Source organism: Kutzneria sp. NPDC052558, from assembly GCF_044547355.1.
Taxonomy (GTDB): domain Bacteria; phylum Actinomycetota; class Actinomycetes; order Mycobacteriales; family Pseudonocardiaceae; genus Kutzneria.
The window spans coordinates 218,075-238,026 of record NZ_JBIUAG010000006.1 but is presented as its reverse complement, the minus strand read 5'-3'; the positions used below and the strand labels follow the sequence as shown (position 1 = coordinate 238,026).

Genomic DNA, 19,952 nt, shown 5'->3' with positions numbered 1-19,952 from the left:
GCCGGAGATCAACCCCCGGTTGCCACGCGCGCGGCCTCCACGGCGAGTCGCTCGGCCAGCCCCGGGTCGTGGGCTGAGCTGAACACCGACAGCACCAGGTTGACGCAGCGCACCACCACTTCGACGCCGCGCTCGCCGATCACCTCGGTGGCCTGGTCACACGGCCCGGGCAGGTCGCGCCGACTCCCGGCGATGACCCGGGTGGCCAGGTCGAACTCCCGGGTCGATGCCGCGACGTCGCCGCTGCCGACGTAGGCGTCGATGGCGACGAACTCGATCGGCAGCGGGCCCTGGCCCTGGAACCACTCGCAGCCGTTGACGGTGGCCTCGGTGAACGTGGCGGCCGGCCCACGGTCGATGTTGGGGGAGATCCGGTCCAGCGCCGCACGGGACAGCAGCGAGCACGAGGACACGTGCGGGAAGGCCGGTTGTGGCGGCGGCCCGGCCAGCACCGGGGCCAGCAGGCCGAGCCCGGCGGCCACGACCGAGGCGATCGACAGCCAGGACAGCTGGGCGACCCGCCGCGGCGAGAGCCGGTGCCGGCAGCGAAAGGACGAAGTGGACAGCAGCAAACCCAGTGACACGACGGTGATCGTTGACACGACGAGCCATTCGCGGGCGCCGAACGTCGGCTGCCACCAGTTCACGTCCCAGGACCGGCGGACCGTCCAGCACAGCATGAAGGCCAGCGGCACCAGGGTGATCGCCACGAGCCGGACCCGGCGGCCACGAGACGTGGCCAGCACGACCTCCAGCAGCGGCGCCACGCAGGCCAGGGACAGGCTCAGCGCCAACGGGATCGTGCGGTGGTAGATCGACGGCTCGATGGGCCAGGACACCTCCAGCCACGCCAGCGCCGCCACTACCACGGCACAAGCCAGGAAAGCCCCAGTGATTTCCCTTGCCCGCCGGGGCTTCGGCGCCGGCCCGTCGACCAGCAGCGGATAGACCATGTTGGCGCGCAACAGCTCCGCGGCCACGGTGCGGCCGGTCGCGGTGCGTCGTCGCAAAGGTTTGTAGGCGGCGGCCAGCTCGTCGGCGACGTAGGCCCGGAGGTCGGCATGGGGTCGCAGCGGCAGCAAGGCGGGGATCGGCCCATCGTCGGCGTCCAGTTGGTCGAGCGTGAACTGGACCGACGCGGTTCGGGGCTGTTGAGCCAAACGCGCCCGCTGCCACGACGCGTACCCCGCCCGGGAACGGGCAAGTCGATCGTGCAGACTGTGGGCGAACCCGGCGGTGCCGATTCGGTGGTGCAGCCAGGTTTCGACGCCCAGCCAGCCGGCGACGGCCGCCAGAAGCGGCGCGACCGTCGGCAGCCGCACCGCCAGCGCGGCCAGGCCCAGCGTCGCCACCAGCCCGGCCACGGCGGCCCCGGTGCTGATCGGACGCCTTCCAGCCATGCGAGCATGATCCTCGCCGGTCGGATCGTCTCTGACTTATTTTAAGTCGTGTATTGACGCTTTCCTGTGACCCCCATAACATTCGGCCTTGTCGGGGCCGCCAACTACTGACACCTGTCCTCTTTCCAGCGAAGCAGGAGGGCCTCGTGACTGAGCTTGCGAAGGCACCATTCACCACAGCGGCCTCGGTCGCAGACTCGCCGAGCGCCAGCGAGGTGGGACTGTGACCCCTGTGCGTATCGCCGCGCTCGCGGCGGCGGTCGTGACCCTGTCCGCGACCGCAGTGAGCATCGCCATGGCGCCGGCGGCCAGCGCCGCGGTGAATCCAGGCACCTACACCGTGACCAACGTCAGCAGCGGAAAGTGCGTGGACGCCGCCTCGGCGGCCACCGCCAACGCCACCGTCGTGCAGCAGTACAGCTGCAACGGATCCGGCGCCCAGCAGTGGACCTTCACCGCCACCGACTCCGGCTACTTCCGCATCGGCGCGGCCAGCGCGCCCGCGCAGGTCTGGGACGTCACCAACGTCTCCACGGCCGACCAGGCCCTGGTCCAGCTGTGGCTCTACGGTGGCGGCGCCAACCAGCAGTGGCTGCCGGTCGACGAGGGCAACGGCAACTACCACCTGGTCAACCGCAACAGCGGCAAGTGCCTGGACGTGCCCGGCGCCTCGGTGAACGACAGCGTTCAGTTGCAGCAGTACACCTGCAACGGCACCGCCGCGCAGTCGTTCTCCATCGGTGGCGGCGGCACCACCCCGCCCCCGCCGCCCGGCACCCCGGACTTCGGCCCCAACGTGACGGTCTTCGACCCGTCCATGTCGGCGTCGACGATCCAGAGCAAGCTCACTTCCGTCTTCAGCGCGCAGGAGACCGCCCAGTTCGGCACCGGTCGCTACGCGCTGCTGTTCAAGCCCGGCACCTACAACGTCGACGCCAACGTCGGCTACTACGAGCAGGTCGCCGGCCTGGGGCTGACCCCGGGCCAGGTCACGATCAACGGCCAGGTGCACGTCGAGGCCGACTGGGACGGCGGCAACGCCACCCAGAACTTCTGGCGTGACGCCGAAGGCCTGACCATCAACCCGCCCGGCGGCACCAACACCTGGGCCGTCTCGCAGGCCGACCCGCTGCGCCGGGTGCAGGTCAACGGCAACCTGAAGCTGGACGACAACGGCTGGTCCTCCGGCGGCTTCCTGGCCGACTCCCGGGTCACCGGCCAGGTGCAGTCCGGCAGCCAGCAGCAGTGGCTGTCCCGCAACGACACCATCGGCTCCTGGGCCGGCTCCAACTGGAACATGGTGTTCTCCGGCGTGCAGGGCGCGCCCGGCAACACCTTCCCCAGCCCGCCGTACACCACGATCACCAACACCGCGGTGATCGCCGAGAAGCCGTACCTCTACGTCGACGGCTCCGGCAACTACAACGTGTTCGTGCCGGCGCTGCGCACCAACAGCTCGGGCACCTCGTGGGCCAACGGCAACCCGGCCGGCACCTCGCTGCCGATCAGCCAGTTCTACATCGTCAAGTCGGGTGACACCGCCGCGACGATCAACGCGCAGCTGGCCGCCGGCAAGAACCTGCTTGTCACGCCGGGCATCTACCACCTCAACCAGACGCTCAACGTGACCCGCGCCGACACCGTGATCCTCGGCCTCGGCGTCGCGACCTTCGTGCCGGACAACGGCGTCACCGCCATCTCCACCGCCGACGTCAACGGCGTGAAGATCGCCGGCCTGCTCATCGACGCCGGCACCACCAACTCGCAGACCCTGGTGCAGGTCGGCCCGAGCGGCTCGTCCGCCGACCACTCCGCCGACCCGACCGTGCTGTCCGACGTGCACTTCCGCATCGGCGGCGCGACCGTCGGCAAGGCCACGCAGTCGCTGGTCGTCAACAGCAACAACGTGATCACCGACGACACCTGGCTGTGGCGGGCCGACCACGGCAACGGCGGCACCGTCGGCTGGGGCACCAACACCGCCCAGAACGGCCTGATCGTCAACGGCAACAACGTCACCGCGTACGGCCTGTTCGCCGAGCACTACCAGCAGTACCAGGTGATCTGGAACGGCCAGGGCGGCAAGACCGTCTTCTACCAGAGCGAGATGCCCTACGACGTGCCCAACCAGGCGTCGTACATGAACGGCACCCGCAACGGCTGGGCCTCCTACAAGGTCGGCGCCAACGTCACCAGCCACGAGGCGTGGGGCCTGGGCGTGTACTGCTACTTCAGCGCCAACACCAGCGTGAACAACTACCACGCGTTCGAGGCGCCGCAGAACAGCAACGTCAAGTTCCACGACATCATGGACATCTCGCTGGGCAACAGCGGGTCGATCACCCACGTCATCAACGACACCGGTGCGCAGACCCCGACCAACACCACCCCGGTGAACATCGTCAGTTACCCGTGAGCCCGGGGGTGGTCGAGGGGAGCCGCTGGGCCTCCTCGACCACCCTCCACCATCGTGCCGATTAGGACGCCTCACCCGCGCTGAACGAGGGTGAGGCGTCCTTTGTCGGCATAATGACCGGTGAGATGAGACGCCGAGCCAAGCCGCCACTGCCGCAGCGCCTCGGCCTCGACCCGGTGCGGATGCGGATGCCGGCGGAGGGGCCGTGGCGGACGCTGCGTGAGCACCTCGTGTTCCGACTGCCCCGAGTGGACCCCGCGCGGATCGACGAGATGTTGCGGGAGCGACGAATCGTCGACGTGGACGGTCCGCTGGGGCCCGACGCCCCGTTCGTGCCGGAGGGCGTGATCTGGTTCCACCGGGACCTGCCGGTGGAGACGCCGGTGCCGTTCGCCATCGACATCGTGCACCGGGACGATGATCTGCTCGTCGTGGACAAACCTCATTTCCTGGCCACGATCCCGCGCGGACAGCACATCGCCGAGACCGCCCTGGTGCGGCTGCGCCGAGACCTCGACCTGCCGGACCTCGTGCCCGCGCACCGTCTGGACCGGGTCACGTCCGGGTTGGTGCTGTTCCTGATCCGCCCCGAAATCCGTGGCCGGTACCAGACGATGTTCCGGGATCGCTTGGTGCGCAAGGAATACGAGGCCATCGCCCGACACCGTGCCGACCTGGTCCTGCCCACGACCGTGCGCAGCCGCATCGTCAAGGAGAAGGGCGTGATCGTCGCCCAGGAGGTGCCCGGGCCGCCCAACGCCGAGACCCTCGTCGACCTCGTCGAGCACCGCGACGGTCTCGGCCGCTATCGGCTGCGGCCCCTCACCGGCCGTACCCACCAGCTGCGGCTGCACATGAGCGGGCTCGGCGTGCCCATCCTCAACGACGACTTCTACCCCGTGCTCACCGAGAAGCCCCTCGACGACTTCACCCACCCGCTCCAGCTGCTGGCCAAAGTCCTCGAGTTCGACGATCCGCTCACCGGCGAGGCCCGCCGCTTCGAGAGCCGCCGAACCCTGTCCACCTGGCACTGACTCCCTGTGTTGGGTAATAGGCGCCGGCTCTGATATCAGGCGGCCGAATACTGTCGCCGGTGGTTGATCTCGCAATCGGGTCGCGCGGGCTTGACGGCAGGTCGGGTCCGATCGCCCGCTCGATCCGCAGGTCACGCACCTGGTTGCTGCCTCTATCCACAGGGGGCACACCGTCGTGGGTTCTATCCACAGGCAAAGCCGCTCCAAGATCCACTTCGGACGTTGGGCGGTAGAATGGCAGCGGGGGAAGCCCCCTGGGTTGGGCGGGCAATGGGGTTGGGTCAGGGGGCCGGCGAGGTCTGGGGTGTGTTGTGCTGGTGGCGGGTGTGGGTGTACTTCGGGTGCCCGCGCCGCGCGGTTGCCGGGGGCGGGGATTGCGATGAGAGGTGGGGTGGATCGTTTTGGGTTGGTGGCGGCGGGGTGGAGTCTGCTTGAGGGGCGAGGGGCCGTTATCCAGCTGACTCCGGGTGGATTTTGCGCGGAGACCTCTGGGCGATGGCGTATCAAGGCGCTATCGGGCAGGCTCCGCCTGCCTCGATACGCAACAAGCTTATGCCATCGCCCCCCTCCGCGCAAAATCCACCCTCCGGAGCGTGGAGGTGAAGATGATTGTCGCCGTGGTGCTGTGGGTGGGGTCGTGATGCTGCTTGTGGGGTCGTCGCGATTATGTATGAAACGGGATTTCACCCGTTAGTGGTTCGATTTGGATCTTCAATAGGGGTATTCTTGGGGTATGGAAGAAATCACCCGAGAGCTAGAGTCTGCGGAGCCTTCGGGAGCGATGCTGGACCTGCTCCTGAGTGCTGATCTTTCCACTCTCACACCTGAGCAACAAGTCACCGCATTCATCGCGGCCCGCAAGATCACGGCGGTTGCCGACCATGCCCGGCTGTGCATTCTCCGGGGTTTCGACGATCTGGCCGAGATGTCGATGGCCACCCACGAGTCCGAACAGTCCCTGTTCCGCCAGCAAGAACGCGCCGAGGTCCTGGACCGGCTGCCTCGGCTGTGTGAGCAGCTGCGACGCGGGGAGATCGACCTACGCCGGCTGGAGACCGTGGACGAGCGGGTGGTCCACCTCGACCCCGCCACGATCCCCCAGATCGAAGACCAACTGGTCGACGTCGCCGCTGAGCTCACCCGCACCCAGTTGGCTCGCCGCACCACCAAGCTGGTCGCCGAGGCCGATCCTCTCGGCTACGAGCAGCGTCGCCAGAAGGCGCGCGACAAGGAACGGCGGATCGAGTTCTACCCGCTGCCCAACGGCATGGCCGAGCTGCGGATCCGGATGTCGGCGATCGACGCCCGGCAGTGCTATGACATCGCCACCGCTGATGCCCGCGCGTTGTGCAAGGACTGCCGCACGACTGACCAGAAGCGAGTGGACGCGTTCCTGGACCGGTTCCTCGGGTACGGCATCGACCGCAAGGTCCAGGTCCACGTCACCCTGTCCATGGAGACCTTGATGGGCTTGACCGAGGACCCGGGCCTGCTCGACGGCTACGGCCCCATCAGCGCCGACTCCGCCCGCGAACTCGCCATGCTCGGCCCCTGGCGCGGCGTCCTGCTCGACGAGTACCAGCGGGCCGCCGCCATGGCCACCCACCTCTACAAGCCCCCAGCCCGCTGCCGGGAGTTCACCAAGCTCCGCGACGGCGGCACCTGCTGCGCCCCCGGCTGTGTCAACCCGATCCAGGAAATCGACCACACCGTGCCCTGGCCCCAGGGAAAGACGAACCCGGACCAGCTCAAGGGCTACTGCCAACACCACCACCACATCAAGCACGGCAACCACACCGTCACCCTCGACGACGACGGCACCCTGCACTGGGTCACTCCCCAGGGCCGCCACTACACCACCCAGCCCCACCAGTACTGACCACCACGCAGTCCCACCCCGCTCACTGAAACTGTTCTTTGACAATTCCACAACGGACCGAAACACCCTCCAACAACACAAAGCCGGTAACCTGCGAAAGCGACTGGCAACACAGACTTTCCGCTTTGACAATCGGAGGGTGGATTTTGTGTGGAGGGGGGCGATGGCATAAGCTTTTTGCGTATCGAGGCAGGCGGAGCCTGCCCGATAGCGCCTTGATACGCCATCGCCCAGAGGTCTCCACACAAAATCCACCCGGAGCCACCAACCCACCGCCCCATCCCCAACCACACAACGCCCCCTACCCCACAAAGCAGAACCCACCCCACCCCCAACCACATAAAACCCCCACCCCGCAAAAGCAAACCCACCCCCCGGCAACCGCGCGGCGCGGGCACCCGACCCACAACCGCACCCGACTTCGGCCCCGCGCTTGCCGCTGACGCCGGCCACGTCCATGCCGGGCGGGATGAACGGCCCCGAGCGAGTGAGGCGGCTCAGACGCCGAGAGAGTCGGTGATCGCCTTGGACAGCCGGGGGAGCTGGTTGTTGAGGTAGAAGTGGGCGCCGGGGTAGGGCGTGATGCTGAACTCGGCGGTGGTGTGCTCCTGCCAGGCTTGGGCTTCCTCGGCGTCGACCTTGGGGTCGCTCTGTCCGAAGTGGACGTGGATGGGCGTGGTCAGCGGCGCGCCCGGCTGCCAGCGGTAGGTTTCGGCGGCCCGGTAGTCGTTGCGCACCACCGGCAGGATCATGCGCAGGATCTCGTCGTCGGCCAGCACCTTGCTGTCGGTGCCGGACAGTGCCTTCATCTCGGCGATGAGCGCGTTGTCGCCCTTGGTGTGCACGGATTCGTCCCGGTGTCGGGACGGCGCGCGGCGGCCGCTGGCGAACAGCGCCCGGAGTTCGACGCCGCGCTCCTCCAGCCGGCGGGCGACCTCGTAGGCGACGGTCGCGCCCATGCTGTGGCCGAACAGGGCGACGGGCCGGTCGGCCAGCGCCAGCACGGGCTCGACGGCGGCGTCGGCCATGGCCTCGATGGTGGTCAGGAACGGCTCGGAGCGGCGGTCCTGCCGACCGGGGTACTGCATGGCCACGACGTCGAGCCGGGGCGAGAGGGCCTGGGCGAACGGCAGGTAGGCGGGCGCGGCCCCGCCGGCGTGCGGGAAGCAGACCAGCCGCACGGCGGCGTCGGGGGCCGGCTGGTAGCGCCGGGCCCACTGGTCGTTGGTGACGCTCGCGGTCATGCTCACTCCCTGCCACGGATCGACAATCCGGCCACCATTAGAAGGCAGAACGGTCTCGCCACGCCTCTCGCCGGGCCCGAAGCTAGGGGAAGCCGTAGTACCTGATCGCCCTGCTGGTAGGCGCGGCCGCCCGAGGTGACGCGCGTCGCGCGCAGTGATCGGGCTTCTACATGGTGCTACCGGTCATTACGATGATGCCTCGTGACCCGAACGAAGCCAGCTGACCGCCACCCGGCTTCGGGTCCGGACCACCCCGGCATGCTGCCGGCCGCCCTGGCCGGCCGTCGCGCCGACCTGGACGACGAGGCCGACCACCTGGAGCGCTCGCCCCGGGACATCGCCGTCGACCTGCTGTGCGTGCTGGTCTCGCTGATTATCGGCGCGTTCTCGCTGCTGATCTCCTCCCCGGACGACCCGTGGACGCCGAGCTGGGACGTCAGCATCGCGCTCGGGGTGGCGGCCTCGATCGGGCTGTGGTGGCGCCGCCGCTTCGCCGTCTCGCAGACGCTGATCCTGATCGGACTGTCGGCCTGGTTCCTGACCGTCGGCGGCGCGAGCGTGATCGCCCTGTTCACGGTGGCCGTGCACCGCAAGACCAGGCCGGTGATCTGGCTGACCGGGCTGGCGCTGGTGTCCAGCCTGGTCCAGTACCGGGTGCAGCCGCTCGACCCGGACACCAGCCTGGCCTACTGGCTGGCGGTTCTGATCAACTCGCTGCTCTCGGTGCTGGCGGTCGGCTGGGGCATGGCGATCCGGGCCCGCCGGCAGCTGGTGGTGGAGCTGTCCGAGCGGGCCTACCGGGCCGAGACCGAGCAGGAGTTGCGGGTCGGCCAGGCCCGGCTGCGGGAGCGCGAACGCATCGCCCGGGAGATGCACGACATGCTCGCGCACCGGTTGTCGCTGCTCAGCATGCACGCGGGCGCGCTGGAGTTCCGGCCGGACATGCCGGCCGACGAGCTCAGCCGGGTGGCCGGCGTCATCCGGGCCACCGCCCACCAGTCGCTGCTGGACCTGCGTGAGGTCATCTACGTGCTGCGCGAGCCGGGGGAGGGCGAGGACGACCTGCCGCTGCGCAAGCACACCCTGGCCGACCTGCCCGAGCTGGTCGAGGAGACCCGGCAGACCGGCGCCGAGGTGCGCTACGACGAGCGGCTGGCCGAGGCCGACGAGGCCCCGGCCCAGCTGGCCAGCACCGTGTACCGGATCCTCCAGGAAGGCCTGACCAACACTCGCAAACACGCGCCCGGATCCGCGGTGCGCATCCAGGTGCTGGGCGCGCCCGCCGAAGGCATCACCCTGGAGATGGTCAACCCCGTCGCCGACCACCGGCCGCGCGCGGACCGCCTGGACCCGGCGGCGGCGCCGGTGCCCGGCTCCGGCTCCGGCCTGGCCGGCCTGGTCGAGCGGGCCTCACTGGCCGGCGGCCGGCTCGAACACGGCCGCACCACCGGTGGCGAGTTCCGCCTGTGGGCCTGGCTACCCTGGCCGTCATGAGCGAGCTTCCCGACGCGCCGATCCGACTGCTTGTCGTCGACGACGACCCGCTGGTCCGCGGCGGCCTGCGGACAATGCTCGGCGGCACCGCCGAGCTGGAGATCCTGGGCGAGGCCACCAACGGCGTCGAGGCGCTCAAGGCCGTGGAGTCGCTGCGGCCCGACGTGGTCCTGATGGACATCCGGATGCCGCAGATGGACGGCCTGACCGCCACCCAGAAGCTGCGCTCCCGGGAGAACCCACCCGAGATCATCATCCTGACCACACTGGACACCGACGACCACGTGCTGCGGGCGCTGCGCGCCGGGGCCAGCGGCTTCCTGCTCAAGTACACGCCGCCGGCCGAGATCGTGGCCGCCATCAAGCGCGTCGCCGCCGGCGAGCCGATCCTGTCGCCGACCGTGACCCGCAAGCTCATCGACCACATCTCCGACGACTGGCAGCCCAACCGCCAGCAGGTGGCCAAGGACCAGTTCGCCCAGCTCTCGACCCGGGAGCAGGAGGTGGCCAAGGCCATCGGCGAGGGCAAGACCAACGCCCAGATCGCCCAGCAGCTGTTCATGAGCGTGCCGACGGTCAAGGCGCACATCACCCGCATCCTGACCAAGCTCGACTTCAACAACCGGGTGCAGATCGCCCTGCTCGCCCACGACGCCCAGTGACCCCAGCGCAGTGACCCCAGTGCAGTGACCCCAGTGCAGTGACCCCGGCAACGCCAGGAAGGCCCGATACTGGCGCCTGGTGCAGTGAGCGGGCCTTTCCTGTCAGTTTTTTGGTGTCATGAAGGGCCCCATACTGACGTTGAACGTGAGGAAGGGCCCCTTCATGGCGTCTGGTGTCATGAAGGGGCCCTTCCTGGCGTTGAACGTGAGGTTTGGTCCCTTGATCTTGGGGGAATTCCGGTGATCCGGGAGTTGGCCGTGCCTCGACATCGCCGTGTCGGGGCGGTGGGGCGGGGCCGATCGGGCAGCTGACCGGCCGATCGGACGTATACCAAAGTCGGTACCCGGGACCGACGGAAGGTGCGGTCGGCTGTACCGAAGCTGGCTGTGTCGACCGGTGGCCCCGGCCAGACTTGAGCCCATGACCGGATTCACGTCTGCGCCTGGTGGAGCCGTCGACCGCGCCGAGTACATCGGCACGACCACGAGTTTCCTCAAGTCCACCACCAAGGTGGACTACGCCAAAGCGATGATCAACCAGAAGGTGCTGTTCCCGCACCGCGGGACCGTCGTGCTGCACAGCAGCCGGCTGGTGCTCACCGACTGGGGTGGCGAGGGCAGCGACGTGACCGTCTACCCGAGCCAGATCGACAGCATCAGCAACACGTTCACCCCGCACTACGACCGCTTCATCGGCGGCGGGGTGAAGAAGTTCGGGGCGCCGATCATCCTGCACCAGACCGACGGCGAGGAGGTCTACCTCCTGCTCAACTACCGCTGGTTCTGGGAGCGGACGGACAACGTCCGCTGGTTCGCCATGCTCACCGAGTGGCACCGGGTCGCCCGCAACGCGTCCCACGGCTACCGCTGACCTTCACGTTTTTCAGGAGAATACTGTGGACAACAACACCTGGCTCCAGCTACTGGGGTTGGTCATCACCGTCGCCCTCGCCATCGCCGCGCTGCGCATGCTGCTGGCGCTGCTGGGTCTGGTGTCCTCGTCCGGCCGGCTCACCCGGCGCTCCCAGCACAACAAGACGCTGGCCCTGGCCCACATCTTCTCCATCGCCGGCTACGGCCTGGTCACCTACGCCCAGCTGGTCTACGTGGGCACCAAGTACCAGATCCCGATGGACGTGGCCGCCGTGGTGTGCCTGGCCATCGGCTGGACCTCCACCATCGTGATCGAGCGGCGCATCCGCCGGTCCGTCGCATGAGACCCGCTGTCTCACGAGGCCGGCGGTGAGGCGGCCGCCGGTTTCGAACTTCGTCGGGGAGGAATCCGCCATGGCAGTTGTCGCACCGGGAAGCCGTGAGCACTCCTCCGTTTACCCTCAGGTCACGTCGAGTCACGTTTTGTCCAGTTATACTGCGGAAACCGGGGAGATCAGCGCGGCGATGACGATGGAATCGCGTGACTTCGAGGGGGACTCGATGGCCGACACCGCGGTGTTGTCCAGCGGTTCCGGCCTCGTCGACCGCGAGGGCCAACTCGCGGCGGTGGCCGGCCGGCTGGCGCGGACCCGCGACGGCCAGGGCGGACTCGTGGTGGTCAGCGGGGGAATCGGGACCGGAAAGACTGCCTTTCTTCACCTCTTGTCCGAACGGGCGGCCGACGGGTTCACCGTGCTGCTGGCAGGATGCGCGCAGGGCCAAGCGGCACTGTCGCTGGCCGAACGCGTTGCGGCGGAGGCGTGTGAGCAGTTGACTGAGCAAGCACCGCGGACCTCGTCGGGCACGGCCCCGTACGCGCGGCTGCGAGTGCTCACCGGGCCGGTGATCCGGCTGGCCGAGCGGCGGCCGGTGCTGGTGCTGGTCGACGACGCGCACCGGTGTGACCACGATTCCTTGGCCTGGCTGAACTTCCTGGTCCGGAGGGCCGCGGGCGTCCCGGTGCTGGTGGTGGTCGCGCAGGCCGACCACGGCCCGGTCGACGCCGCGGAAGTGTTGTCGGAGGCGGCATCCGCGTCGGACAACACGATCCTCACATTGCCGCCGCTGGATTCCGACGGCGTCGCCGAGGTGCTGCACCGCGCGTTCGGGGAGCCGCCGATGCCGGCGTTCACCGAGCTGTGCCGCACGTTGTCGGCCGGCGTGCCGGCGCTGCTGCGCCGGCTGGCCTCTGTGTTGTGCACGTCCGGGATCTACCCGGTCGACGAGGACCTGGCGCGGGCGATGGAGGTGGGCAGCGTGGCGCTGGCCCCGCTGTTGCCGCACTGCCTGTTCGGCTCGAACCCCGGCGCCGCGGCCGTGTTGCGGGCGGTCGCGTCGCTGGGGGTGGCCGATGTCGAGCTGGCGGCGGCCCTGTCCGGAGTCTCGGCCCGGGACGTCGCCCAGGTGATCGACGAGCTGGACCGGCGGCTGGCCGCCGGCCCGGTCCGCGACGCCGTGCTGGCCGGCGTGCTGGCCGAGCTGTCCGCTTCGGAGCGGGGCCGGCTGCGTGCGGGCGCGGCGGCGCTGCGGGCGGACGCGGGGCTGGCGCCCGCGGCGCCGGGCGAGGAAAGCCTTGCCGTAGCGGCAACTTCCGAGGAGGTCCTGCCCGACGCGGAGTTGGCCGCGGTGCTCGCGGCCGAGACCGACCCGCTGGCGCTGTCCCGAGCGGTCCTCAGGTTCGGTGGCGGGTCGATCAATCCGATGTGGAGCCCGATCGCCGTCGAGCTGGCCACCCAGGCGATGACCCGACTGTCCGATGAGGACGATTTGACGGTCGCCGCGCTGGAGCCGGTGCTGCTGATGCTGCGCTCCCAGGCCGACACCTACATGTCCCGGTACGTCACCGGGAGCTGGCACTGCCCGGCCTCGGCCCGCCGCGCGTCGGCGGCGCGGGCGTGGGCGGCCACCCTCAGCGGCAACGACGCGCGGCGGGCGGCCGAGGACACGCGGCACGCGCTCGGCGCCGGCGTTCGGGGCCTGGGCGAATGGTGGTGGTGGACCAGCGCGTCCACGCTGCACGCCGCCGACGAGACCGGCGCCGCGCTGGAGGCGATCACCGCCCGGCTCGACGACGATGTCGACTCGGCCTGGGCCCGGTGCCAGAGCCTGTCCTTCCGCTCGCTGATCGCGCTCGACGCCGCGCAGCTGGGCGACTCCCTGGACGACGCCCGCGAGGCGACGGCCATCGTCGAGCGCGAGGGCTGGCAGTCCCGCGGCGCGATCGCCCGGACCGCGCTGGCCCTGAACCTGTTGGCCCGCGGCGATGTCGACCGCGCGCAGTCGGCGCTGGCCCGGGTCGACCGGGACTGGCTGAGCGACCGGCCGGTGCTGGAGATGCGCTACCTGGTGGCCGTCGCCCGCCACCGGTGGATGTCCGGCGACCAGAGCGGGGCGGTCGACGTGATGTGGGAGTGCGAGCGCCTGCGCGAGTCCGTGCGCATCGAGAACCCGGTGATGTCGCCGGTCTGGCTCGACCTGGTCTGCGGCCTGTCCACGCTCGGCCGGGGCCGGGAGGCCCGCGAGCTGATCGAGTGGGCCGAGCAGGGGGCGCAGCGCTGGGGCACCGCGCACGCCCTCGGCGCGGCCGCGCTCGGCCGTGGCCTGCTGACCGGTGGCAGCGACGGGATTCGGTCCATCTCCGAGGCGGTCACGCTGCTGTCCCGGTCGCCGGCGCGGCAGACCTACTGGCGGGCCAAGAGAATTCTCGGCAACCGGCTGGCCCGGCAGCGGGACGGCGTGGCCCCGCGCCGGCACCTGGTCCGGGTCGCCGGCGCCGAGCACGCCATCGCCGGCGCCGACCGGCCGATGCCGGAGCGGCCCGCGGCCGAGCGGTCGGCCCCCAGCGGGCACCGCCAGGGCGCGGGGCAGTCGGCCGAGCGGACGCTCAGCGAGTCCGAGCGCCGGATCGCCGCGTTGGCCGTCGACGGCCACACCAACCGGGAGATCGCCGTCCAGCTGTCCGTGCACGTGCGCACCGTGGAGGCGCATCTGACCAACGTGTACCGCAAGCTGTGCGTGAGCGGGCGCCGCGAGCTGCGGAGACGCCTGGCGTGAGCGACATGGCGACGATCGACGGTCGGCCGGCCGGCGACGTGGTGGCGCGAGTGCGCGCCGGCGTCGGTCAGGTCGTGCACATCGGTGGCCCGCAAGGCAATCCGGCCACGTCCGCCGTGGCCGAGCTGGTGGCCGCGTCGGTGGAGAGCGGTTTCCACGCCGTGCGGGCCATCGCCTCGCCGGTCGAGACCGGCCTGCGCTTCGGCGTCGCCTCGCAGATCCTGTTGGCGCTGGGGGCGAAGCCGGTCACCGAGGAGCGCGCCGCCATGCGGGCGGTGCACGCCCGTGTGCTGCCGGCCGTGCGCAAGCGTCCGCTGGTGATCGCGGTGGACGACGCGCAGTGGCTGGACCCCGAGTCGGGCTGGTGGCTGCGGGCGCTGGCCCGCCGCGCGCGGACCGAGCCGTTGCTGATCGTGTTGGGCAGCACCGGGGCTCGGGTCTCGGTGTTCGACGACGACCCGGCGGCGCTGTCGATCTGGCTGGGGCCGGGCGCGGGCGCGGTCGAGCCGGTGCTGGACGGGATCCCGGACGACGTGCTCCGGCTGTTGCGGGCGATCGCGGTCGCCGACGGCCGGCTGGACCTCGATCTGGTGCGGCAGCTGGCCGGGCGGGACGGCATGCCGCGCGTCGCGCTGCTGGACGCCGCGCTGCGCACCGGGCTCGTCGTGGCCGGCCGGCGCGGGCCGACCGCGGCGAACCCGGCCGTCGCCGAGGCGCTGCTGGAGTCCATGACCGGCGCGGACCGCGCCGACCTCTACACGCGGGCGGCCGAACTCTGTTACCGCGCAGGGCTGCCCGAGGCCGACACCGCCGCGTTCGCGCTGCACGTGCCGCCGCTGCGGACGCCATGGGTGGTGCGCGCGCTGCGGCAGGCGGCGGCGGACGCGAGGACCCGGGGCGAGCACGAGTTCGCCGCGCGGCTGCTCGAACGCGCGCTGGCCGAGCCGGTCGACGAGGTGACCGAGGTGCGGCTGCTGGCCGAGCTGGGCGAGGTCCAGCTGCACACGGCCCACGAGCTCGGCGAGCGCCGGATCGCGCGGGCGCTGCTCGGCGCCGGCGGGGATCGGTTGGCCCGCACCATGCTGCGCGCCGCGGACGTGCTCAGCCTGCACCACTGCGCCGACGACGGCCGGGCGGCGATCGCCCGCGCCTGCGGGCGCGACGACCTGGGCCGGGCCGGCCGGGACGGGATGGTGGCGCTGTACTGGCTCGGCGAGAGCGGCATGCCGAGCCCGCCCCGCCCCGGCGCCGACCTGGTCCCGGAACTGCCCGATTTACCGGCCGACCCGGCCCAGTCCGGGGTGGCGGCCTGGCGCCGGGCGGCCAACGGCCGCAACCTCAAGGCGGTGCGCGCGCTGGCCACCGCGGCGCTGGAGGGCCAGGCCGTCACCGACGCCCTGCTGGCGCCCCGGATCTGCGCGGCCAACGCGCTGGTGCTGACCGACGACGTCGACCTCGCGGCCCGGGCGCTGGACGAGGTCGTGCGGGAGTCCCGTCGCCGCGCCATCCCGGTCGCCGCGGCCAGCGCGCTGCTCAGCCGGGCGCGCCTGCAGCTGTCCACCGGCCGGTTCCCGGCGGCGCTGCGGGATCTGGCCGTGGCCAAGCACGAGGTGCGCGACGACCGGTGGCCGCCGATGCTGCAGCCGTCCGTGGCCGCCACCGAGATGATCATCTACGCGGTGCTCGGCCGGCACGAGGACGCCGAGCGGGTGGAGGCGACCCCGCCGGCCCCGGCGGCCGAGCGCGGCTACGGCTGGACGCTGCTGCTGTTCGCGATGGGACTGCGGCGGATCTCCGCCGGCGTGGACGTGGCCAAGGGCCGCGACTACGTGCTGGAGGCCGGCCGGCGGCTGCTGTCCCGGCAGTGGGACAACCCGGCGCTGCTGCCGTGGCGGTCCACCGCCGCCCTGGCCGGCCCCGGCAACGGGCTGATCGAGGGCGAGCTGGCCGCGGCCCACGCCTGGGGCACCAACAGCAGCATCGGGTTGGCCCACATGAACGCCGGCATGGCCCGCCGCGACCAGGCCTCGATGGGGCACCTGAACGCGGCGGCGGCGCTGCTGCGGGACTCGCCCACCGACACGTACTACGTCCGGGCCCTGCTGGAACTGGCCACCCTGCACGCCGACGAGGGCGACTGGCCCGAGGTCGGCTCCCTTCTGGAGGAGGCCGGGGACCTGTCCGCCGACCTCGGCTGGGACATCGCCGAGCAGCGGATCGCCGAGCTGGCCTCGCGCCGCGCGGCCGCCGTGCTCGGGGCCCGGCTCTGCCTGTCCGAAGTGGAGGCGAGGGTGGCCGGCCTGGCCGCGGACCGGGTGCCCAACGCGGTGATCGCCCGCCGCCTGTCCATCAGCACGCGGGCGGTGGAGGCCCACCTCACCGGCGTGTACCACAAGCTCGACATCCAGGGTCGGGGGCAGCTCGGGTCGGTGCTGCGGAAGGCTGAGTAGGTGCGTTGATGCTGTTGGAGAGAACCGACGAGCTGGCGCTCGCGGACGAGGCCCTCGCGGGCGCGGCCCGCGGGCGCGGCAGCTCGATGCTGGTCAGCTCGTGGATGGGCGGCGGCAAGTCGGCCCTGCTGGAGGAGATCGCCCAGCGCGCCTTCGACCACGACGTGACGGTGCTGCGGGCCAGCGCGGCGCGGGCCGAGCGCGACTTCGCCTTCGGCCTGGTGCACCAGCTGTTCGAACGCGACGACCTGCTCGGCGAGCAGGAGGAGGCCGACCCGGCCATCCTGCACGAGCTGTTCACGGCGCTGGTGGACAAGGCCGAGCGGCGCGCGATCCTGCTGCTGGTGGACGACGTGCAGTGGGCGGACGCCCCGTCGCTGTCCTGGCTGTGCTACCTGGCCCGCCGCATCGACGGCGCGCCGGTGGCGCTCGTGATGTCCACAAGGGACGGTGACCCGGACTCCGAGCAGGTGGCCGTGCGCGAGCTGGCCCGCACCGCGACCGTGGCGACCCAGCTGCGGCCGCTGTCCCCGGACGGCGTCGAGACCCTCGTGCACGAGTACTTCGGCCCGATGCGGGACAACGCCTTCGCGCTGGCCTGCCACTCGACCAGCGGCGGCAACCCGATGATGCTCACGCTGCTGCTCAACGGGATCCGCACCGAGCACCTGGACCTGGACGCCGAGCGGGTCGACGCGGTGCGGCCGGTGGCGCTGGGCGGCTGGGTGCTGGCCGCGCTGCGGGCCCAGCCCGAATCGGTGCGGCTGGTGGCCAACGCGCTGGCCATCCTCGATTCCGACGCCGACCTCGACCTGATCGCCCGGCTGACCGAGCTGGACGCCGTGGAGTGCGCCTCGGTGCTGCGGTCGCTGTCCCGGCTGGGGCTGCTGTCGGCCAAGCGCCCGGCCCGGCTGGTCAACCGCGCGGTGGCCGAGGTCATCGAGGAGGCGATGTCGACCGAGGACTACGAGCGGCTGCACCTGCGGGCCGCGACCGCGCTCGGCGAACGGACCGGGACCGCCGAGCAGATCGTCGAGCACCTGTCGCTGGTCACCGTGCCGCACGAGCAGTGGGCGGTGGACGTGCTGCGGATGGCCGCGCGCACGGCTATCGGCCGCCGCAACGGCGATGTCGGCCGTGCGCACCTGCGCCGGGCGCTGCTGATCAGCCCGCCGGAGAGCACCACCCGGGCCGAGATCCTGATCGAGCTGGCGGCGGCCAACCGGGCCGTGGACCAGGCCGCGGCCGTCCGGCACCTGCGGCAGGCGCTGCCGATGCTGCCCTCGGTCCACGACCGGGCCCAGGCCGTGGTGGACATCGTGCCGGTGGTGGTCGACTGGGCCGCGCCGCCGACGGTGGCGCTGGTGCACGCGTTCACCGGGCAGCTGCCCGAATCCGGCGGTGTCGACGAGCAGTTGGCGACCAGCCTGCGTGCGCGGGCGCTGTACTCGATGCTCGGCGACGCCGTCGCCCAGCCGACGGTGCTGGACGAGCTGGATCGGCGTGGCGGCCAGTTCCCGGTCGACACCGCCGCCGACCGTGAGCTCACGGCCGTGCTGGTGCACGCCGGCGCGCTCACCCAGCGGATGACCGCTACCCAGGTCGGCATGGCCGTTGGGCCGTTGCTGTCCCGGGAGCACGTCCGCCGCGGCTATCCGGGCACCGCGGTGCCGCTGGTGATCTCCTCGGCGATGGCCGCGCAGCGGCACGACATCGTGCGGTCGTGGCTGTCGCTGGCGATCGAGCGGTCCCGCATGCTCGACGACATCGAGGACCGCCTGCTGCTGCTGAGCCAGCTCGCCCTCAACACCGCCCACAGTGGACAGCTGACCGACCTGGTCCGGCACGCCACCGAGGCGCTGGAGCTGGCCGGCTCGCCGGACCTGGCCGGGGCCACCGGTTTCCTGGAGCCGCTGGGCTTGGCCGTGTTGCACCTGGTCGGCGCGGGCAACCACACCGTGCTGATCGAACGGGTGGCCGCCGCCTACGACGCGCGTCTGGAGGAGTCGCTGACCCTGCGGCACCGGTGCGTCCGGCAGCTGCTGGCCACGGTCCTGGCCACGCCGCAGACCGTGCGGCCCGCGGTGGAGCGGCTCCAGGACTCCGGCCGCCAGCTCACCCAGCTGGGCTGGACCAACCCGGCGCTGCTGCCGTGGCGGGTCTGGCTGGCCCGCGCGCTGTTCCGGCTCGGCGACCTCGACAGCGCCGCTTCCCTGGTGGAGCAGGAGGTTTCGCACGCGCGGGCCTGGAGTTCGGCGGTGCCGCTCGGCCGGGCGCTGCGGGCCAGCGCCCGGCTGACCGACGGCCCGCGGGCCATCGAGCTGCTGCGCGAGTCGATGGCCGTGCTGTCCGGCGGGCCCAACCGCTTCGAGCTGGCCAAGACCCTGACCTTGCTGGGCGACCGGCTGCGCACCGTGGACCAGGTCGAGTCCGAGCAGCGGCTGCGGGAGGCGGTGTTCGCCACCGCGGTCAGCAGCCAGGGCTGGATGCCGGCCGGCGACGAGGACCCCCGCACCGGCCGGCACACCGAGGCCGCCAAGCGCGCCGGGCTGACCGCCACCGAGCAGCAGGTGGTCGACCTGGTGCTCGGCGGCCGGGCCAACGGCGAAATAGCGGCCAAACTCGGCGTCACCCGCCGGGCCGTCGAAAAGCACTTAACGAAGATTTATCGCAAGCTTGATGTTGACGGCCGTTCCGGACTGCTCATCGCGTTCGCCGAGGCGAAAGCCGGGCAATAGGGGGCGCCCGGAAATAGGGGCCGCCGCCGGCCGTTGTCCGGGGCGGGTCGAATTGATCTTCGTCGCCGGCTCTCCGCGCCGTGGTGGACCACTGCGCGACCGGTGACGACCGGGGCCCGCCGTCCCCACCCGCGAGCAGCGCCACGCCTGGTCAGGGCGGGGCGCTGCGTGGCGTCAAGATCGCGGTGAATGGGCGGTTCGACCGGTCCCCGCGGGCGCGTGGGCGGGCGGGCGGGGCGGGCCCGGGGCGATCGCCGCCCCGGGCGGGGCCGGTCGGATCTACTCTCCGTGTGCCCTGCCCATTTGTTCACCCACTCTACGGGCGGGCATCCGGCCGTCGAACGGCCCGCCATCGAAATGAAACGGGTCCCGGCAGTTTAATCCGCTTTCACCGCCGCGCAGTGGGCGGGTGGGCGCCGCTACTCCGTTCGGACGCCCCCGTATTTGCGGTCACGTTGCGTCTTTGCAGGTCAGAGGCGGTTTCTAGCGGGCTTAGTGGGGAGGCGTGACCGCCAGTAGGGGTTCCTAAGGGGTTCCGTACCTGGGGGGTCGACAACCTTCGCAACGGTCCGAACCATTTCACTTTCGGACCGAACCTGTAGCCAACCGGCTACAGGTCACATTGACTTCGTAAGAGCCGTGAAGGTA

General features: G+C 71.0%; 12 protein-coding genes. 10 read left to right on the top strand and 2 right to left on the bottom strand.

The annotated features are described in order from the left end of the window. Positions 1-8: 8 nt before the first annotated feature. Positions 9-1,400, bottom strand: coding sequence for a hypothetical protein (locus ACIG5F_RS13420; protein WP_396517914.1), 1,392 nt, complete (start codon positions 1,398-1,400; stop codon positions 9-11). Positions 1,401-1,695: 295 nt separating this feature from the next. Between ACIG5F_RS13420 and ACIG5F_RS13415 the strand changes: the two genes are divergently transcribed. From ACIG5F_RS13415 to ACIG5F_RS13405, 3 genes are all read left to right on the top strand, one after another. Next, the gene (locus tag ACIG5F_RS13415) at positions 1,696-3,816 is read left to right on the top strand and encodes an RICIN domain-containing protein (RefSeq protein WP_396518103.1); all 2,121 of its coding nucleotides are present in this window, start codon (positions 1,696-1,698) and stop codon (positions 3,814-3,816) included. Between the two features lie 125 nt (positions 3,817-3,941). Continuing rightward, entirely contained in the window at positions 3,942-4,850 is a 909-nt protein-coding gene (locus ACIG5F_RS13410; protein ID WP_396517913.1) for an RluA family pseudouridine synthase, read from the top strand. A gap of 781 nt (positions 4,851-5,631) precedes the next feature. Continuing rightward, positions 5,632-6,729, top strand: coding sequence for a DUF222 domain-containing protein (locus ACIG5F_RS13405; protein ID WP_396517912.1), 1,098 nt, complete (start codon positions 5,632-5,634; stop codon positions 6,727-6,729). A gap of 497 nt (positions 6,730-7,226) precedes the next feature. On the opposite strand, the gene ACIG5F_RS13400 is transcribed toward ACIG5F_RS13405, so the two are convergent. After that, positions 7,227-7,973: a thioesterase II family protein gene (locus ACIG5F_RS13400; RefSeq protein ID WP_396517911.1), complete on the bottom strand. Its 747-nt coding sequence runs from the start codon at positions 7,971-7,973 to the stop codon at positions 7,227-7,229. A 201-nt stretch (positions 7,974-8,174) separates the two neighbouring features. Between ACIG5F_RS13400 and ACIG5F_RS13395 the strand changes: the two genes are divergently transcribed. From ACIG5F_RS13395 to ACIG5F_RS13365, 7 genes are all read left to right on the top strand, one after another. Then, entirely contained in the window at positions 8,175-9,467 is a 1,293-nt protein-coding gene (locus tag ACIG5F_RS13395) for a sensor histidine kinase (RefSeq protein WP_396517910.1), read from the top strand. Continuing rightward, the gene (locus ACIG5F_RS13390) at positions 9,464-10,129 is read left to right on the top strand and encodes a response regulator (RefSeq protein WP_396517909.1); all 666 of its coding nucleotides are present in this window, start codon (positions 9,464-9,466) and stop codon (positions 10,127-10,129) included. The genes ACIG5F_RS13395 and ACIG5F_RS13390 overlap by 4 nt, the downstream gene beginning before the upstream one ends. A 421-nt stretch (positions 10,130-10,550) precedes the next feature. Next, positions 10,551-11,000 carry a hypothetical protein gene (locus tag ACIG5F_RS13385; RefSeq protein WP_396517908.1) on the top strand — a complete coding sequence of 150 codons (450 nt, stop codon included), beginning with the start codon at positions 10,551-10,553 and terminating at the stop codon, positions 10,998-11,000. Between the two features lie 25 nt (positions 11,001-11,025). Continuing rightward, positions 11,026-11,346: a hypothetical protein gene (locus ACIG5F_RS13380; RefSeq protein ID WP_396517907.1), complete on the top strand. Its 321-nt coding sequence runs from the start codon at positions 11,026-11,028 to the stop codon at positions 11,344-11,346. A 181-nt stretch (positions 11,347-11,527) separates the two neighbouring features. After that, positions 11,528-14,116 carry an AAA family ATPase gene (locus ACIG5F_RS13375; protein WP_396517906.1) on the top strand — a complete coding sequence of 863 codons (2,589 nt, stop codon included), beginning with the start codon at positions 11,528-11,530 and terminating at the stop codon, positions 14,114-14,116. Between the two features lie 5 nt (positions 14,117-14,121). Beyond that, a complete protein-coding gene (locus ACIG5F_RS13370; RefSeq protein ID WP_396518102.1) occupies positions 14,122-16,566 on the top strand; it encodes a LuxR C-terminal-related transcriptional regulator in 2,445 nt (814 codons plus the stop codon). Between the two features lie 8 nt (positions 16,567-16,574). Then, on the top strand, positions 16,575-19,304 hold the full coding sequence (locus tag ACIG5F_RS13365) for an AAA family ATPase (RefSeq protein ID WP_396517905.1): 2,730 nt from the start codon (positions 16,575-16,577) through the stop codon (positions 19,302-19,304). Positions 19,305-19,952 lie beyond the last annotated feature (648 nt).

Bases quoted from the DNA above. Each gene is read 5' to 3' on its own strand.
- ACIG5F_RS13420 (WP_396517914.1), bottom strand. From the start codon at position 1,400: ATGGCTGGAAGGCGTCCGATCAGCACCGGGGCCGCCGTGGCCGGGCTG.
- ACIG5F_RS13415 (WP_396518103.1), top strand. From the start codon at position 1,696: ATGGCGCCGGCGGCCAGCGCCGCGGTGAATCCAGGCACCTACACCGTG.
- ACIG5F_RS13410 (WP_396517913.1), top strand. From the start codon at position 3,942: ATGAGACGCCGAGCCAAGCCGCCACTGCCGCAGCGCCTCGGCCTCGAC.
- ACIG5F_RS13405 (WP_396517912.1), top strand. From the start codon at position 5,632: ATGCTGGACCTGCTCCTGAGTGCTGATCTTTCCACTCTCACACCTGAG.
- ACIG5F_RS13400 (WP_396517911.1), bottom strand. From the start codon at position 7,973: ATGACCGCGAGCGTCACCAACGACCAGTGGGCCCGGCGCTACCAGCCG.
- ACIG5F_RS13390 (WP_396517909.1), top strand. From the start codon at position 9,464: ATGAGCGAGCTTCCCGACGCGCCGATCCGACTGCTTGTCGTCGACGAC.
- ACIG5F_RS13385 (WP_396517908.1), top strand. From the start codon at position 10,551: ATGACCGGATTCACGTCTGCGCCTGGTGGAGCCGTCGACCGCGCCGAG.
- ACIG5F_RS13375 (WP_396517906.1), top strand. From the start codon at position 11,528: ATGACGATGGAATCGCGTGACTTCGAGGGGGACTCGATGGCCGACACC.
- ACIG5F_RS13370 (WP_396518102.1), top strand. From the start codon at position 14,122: ATGGCGACGATCGACGGTCGGCCGGCCGGCGACGTGGTGGCGCGAGTG.
- ACIG5F_RS13365 (WP_396517905.1), top strand. From the start codon at position 16,575: ATGCTGTTGGAGAGAACCGACGAGCTGGCGCTCGCGGACGAGGCCCTC.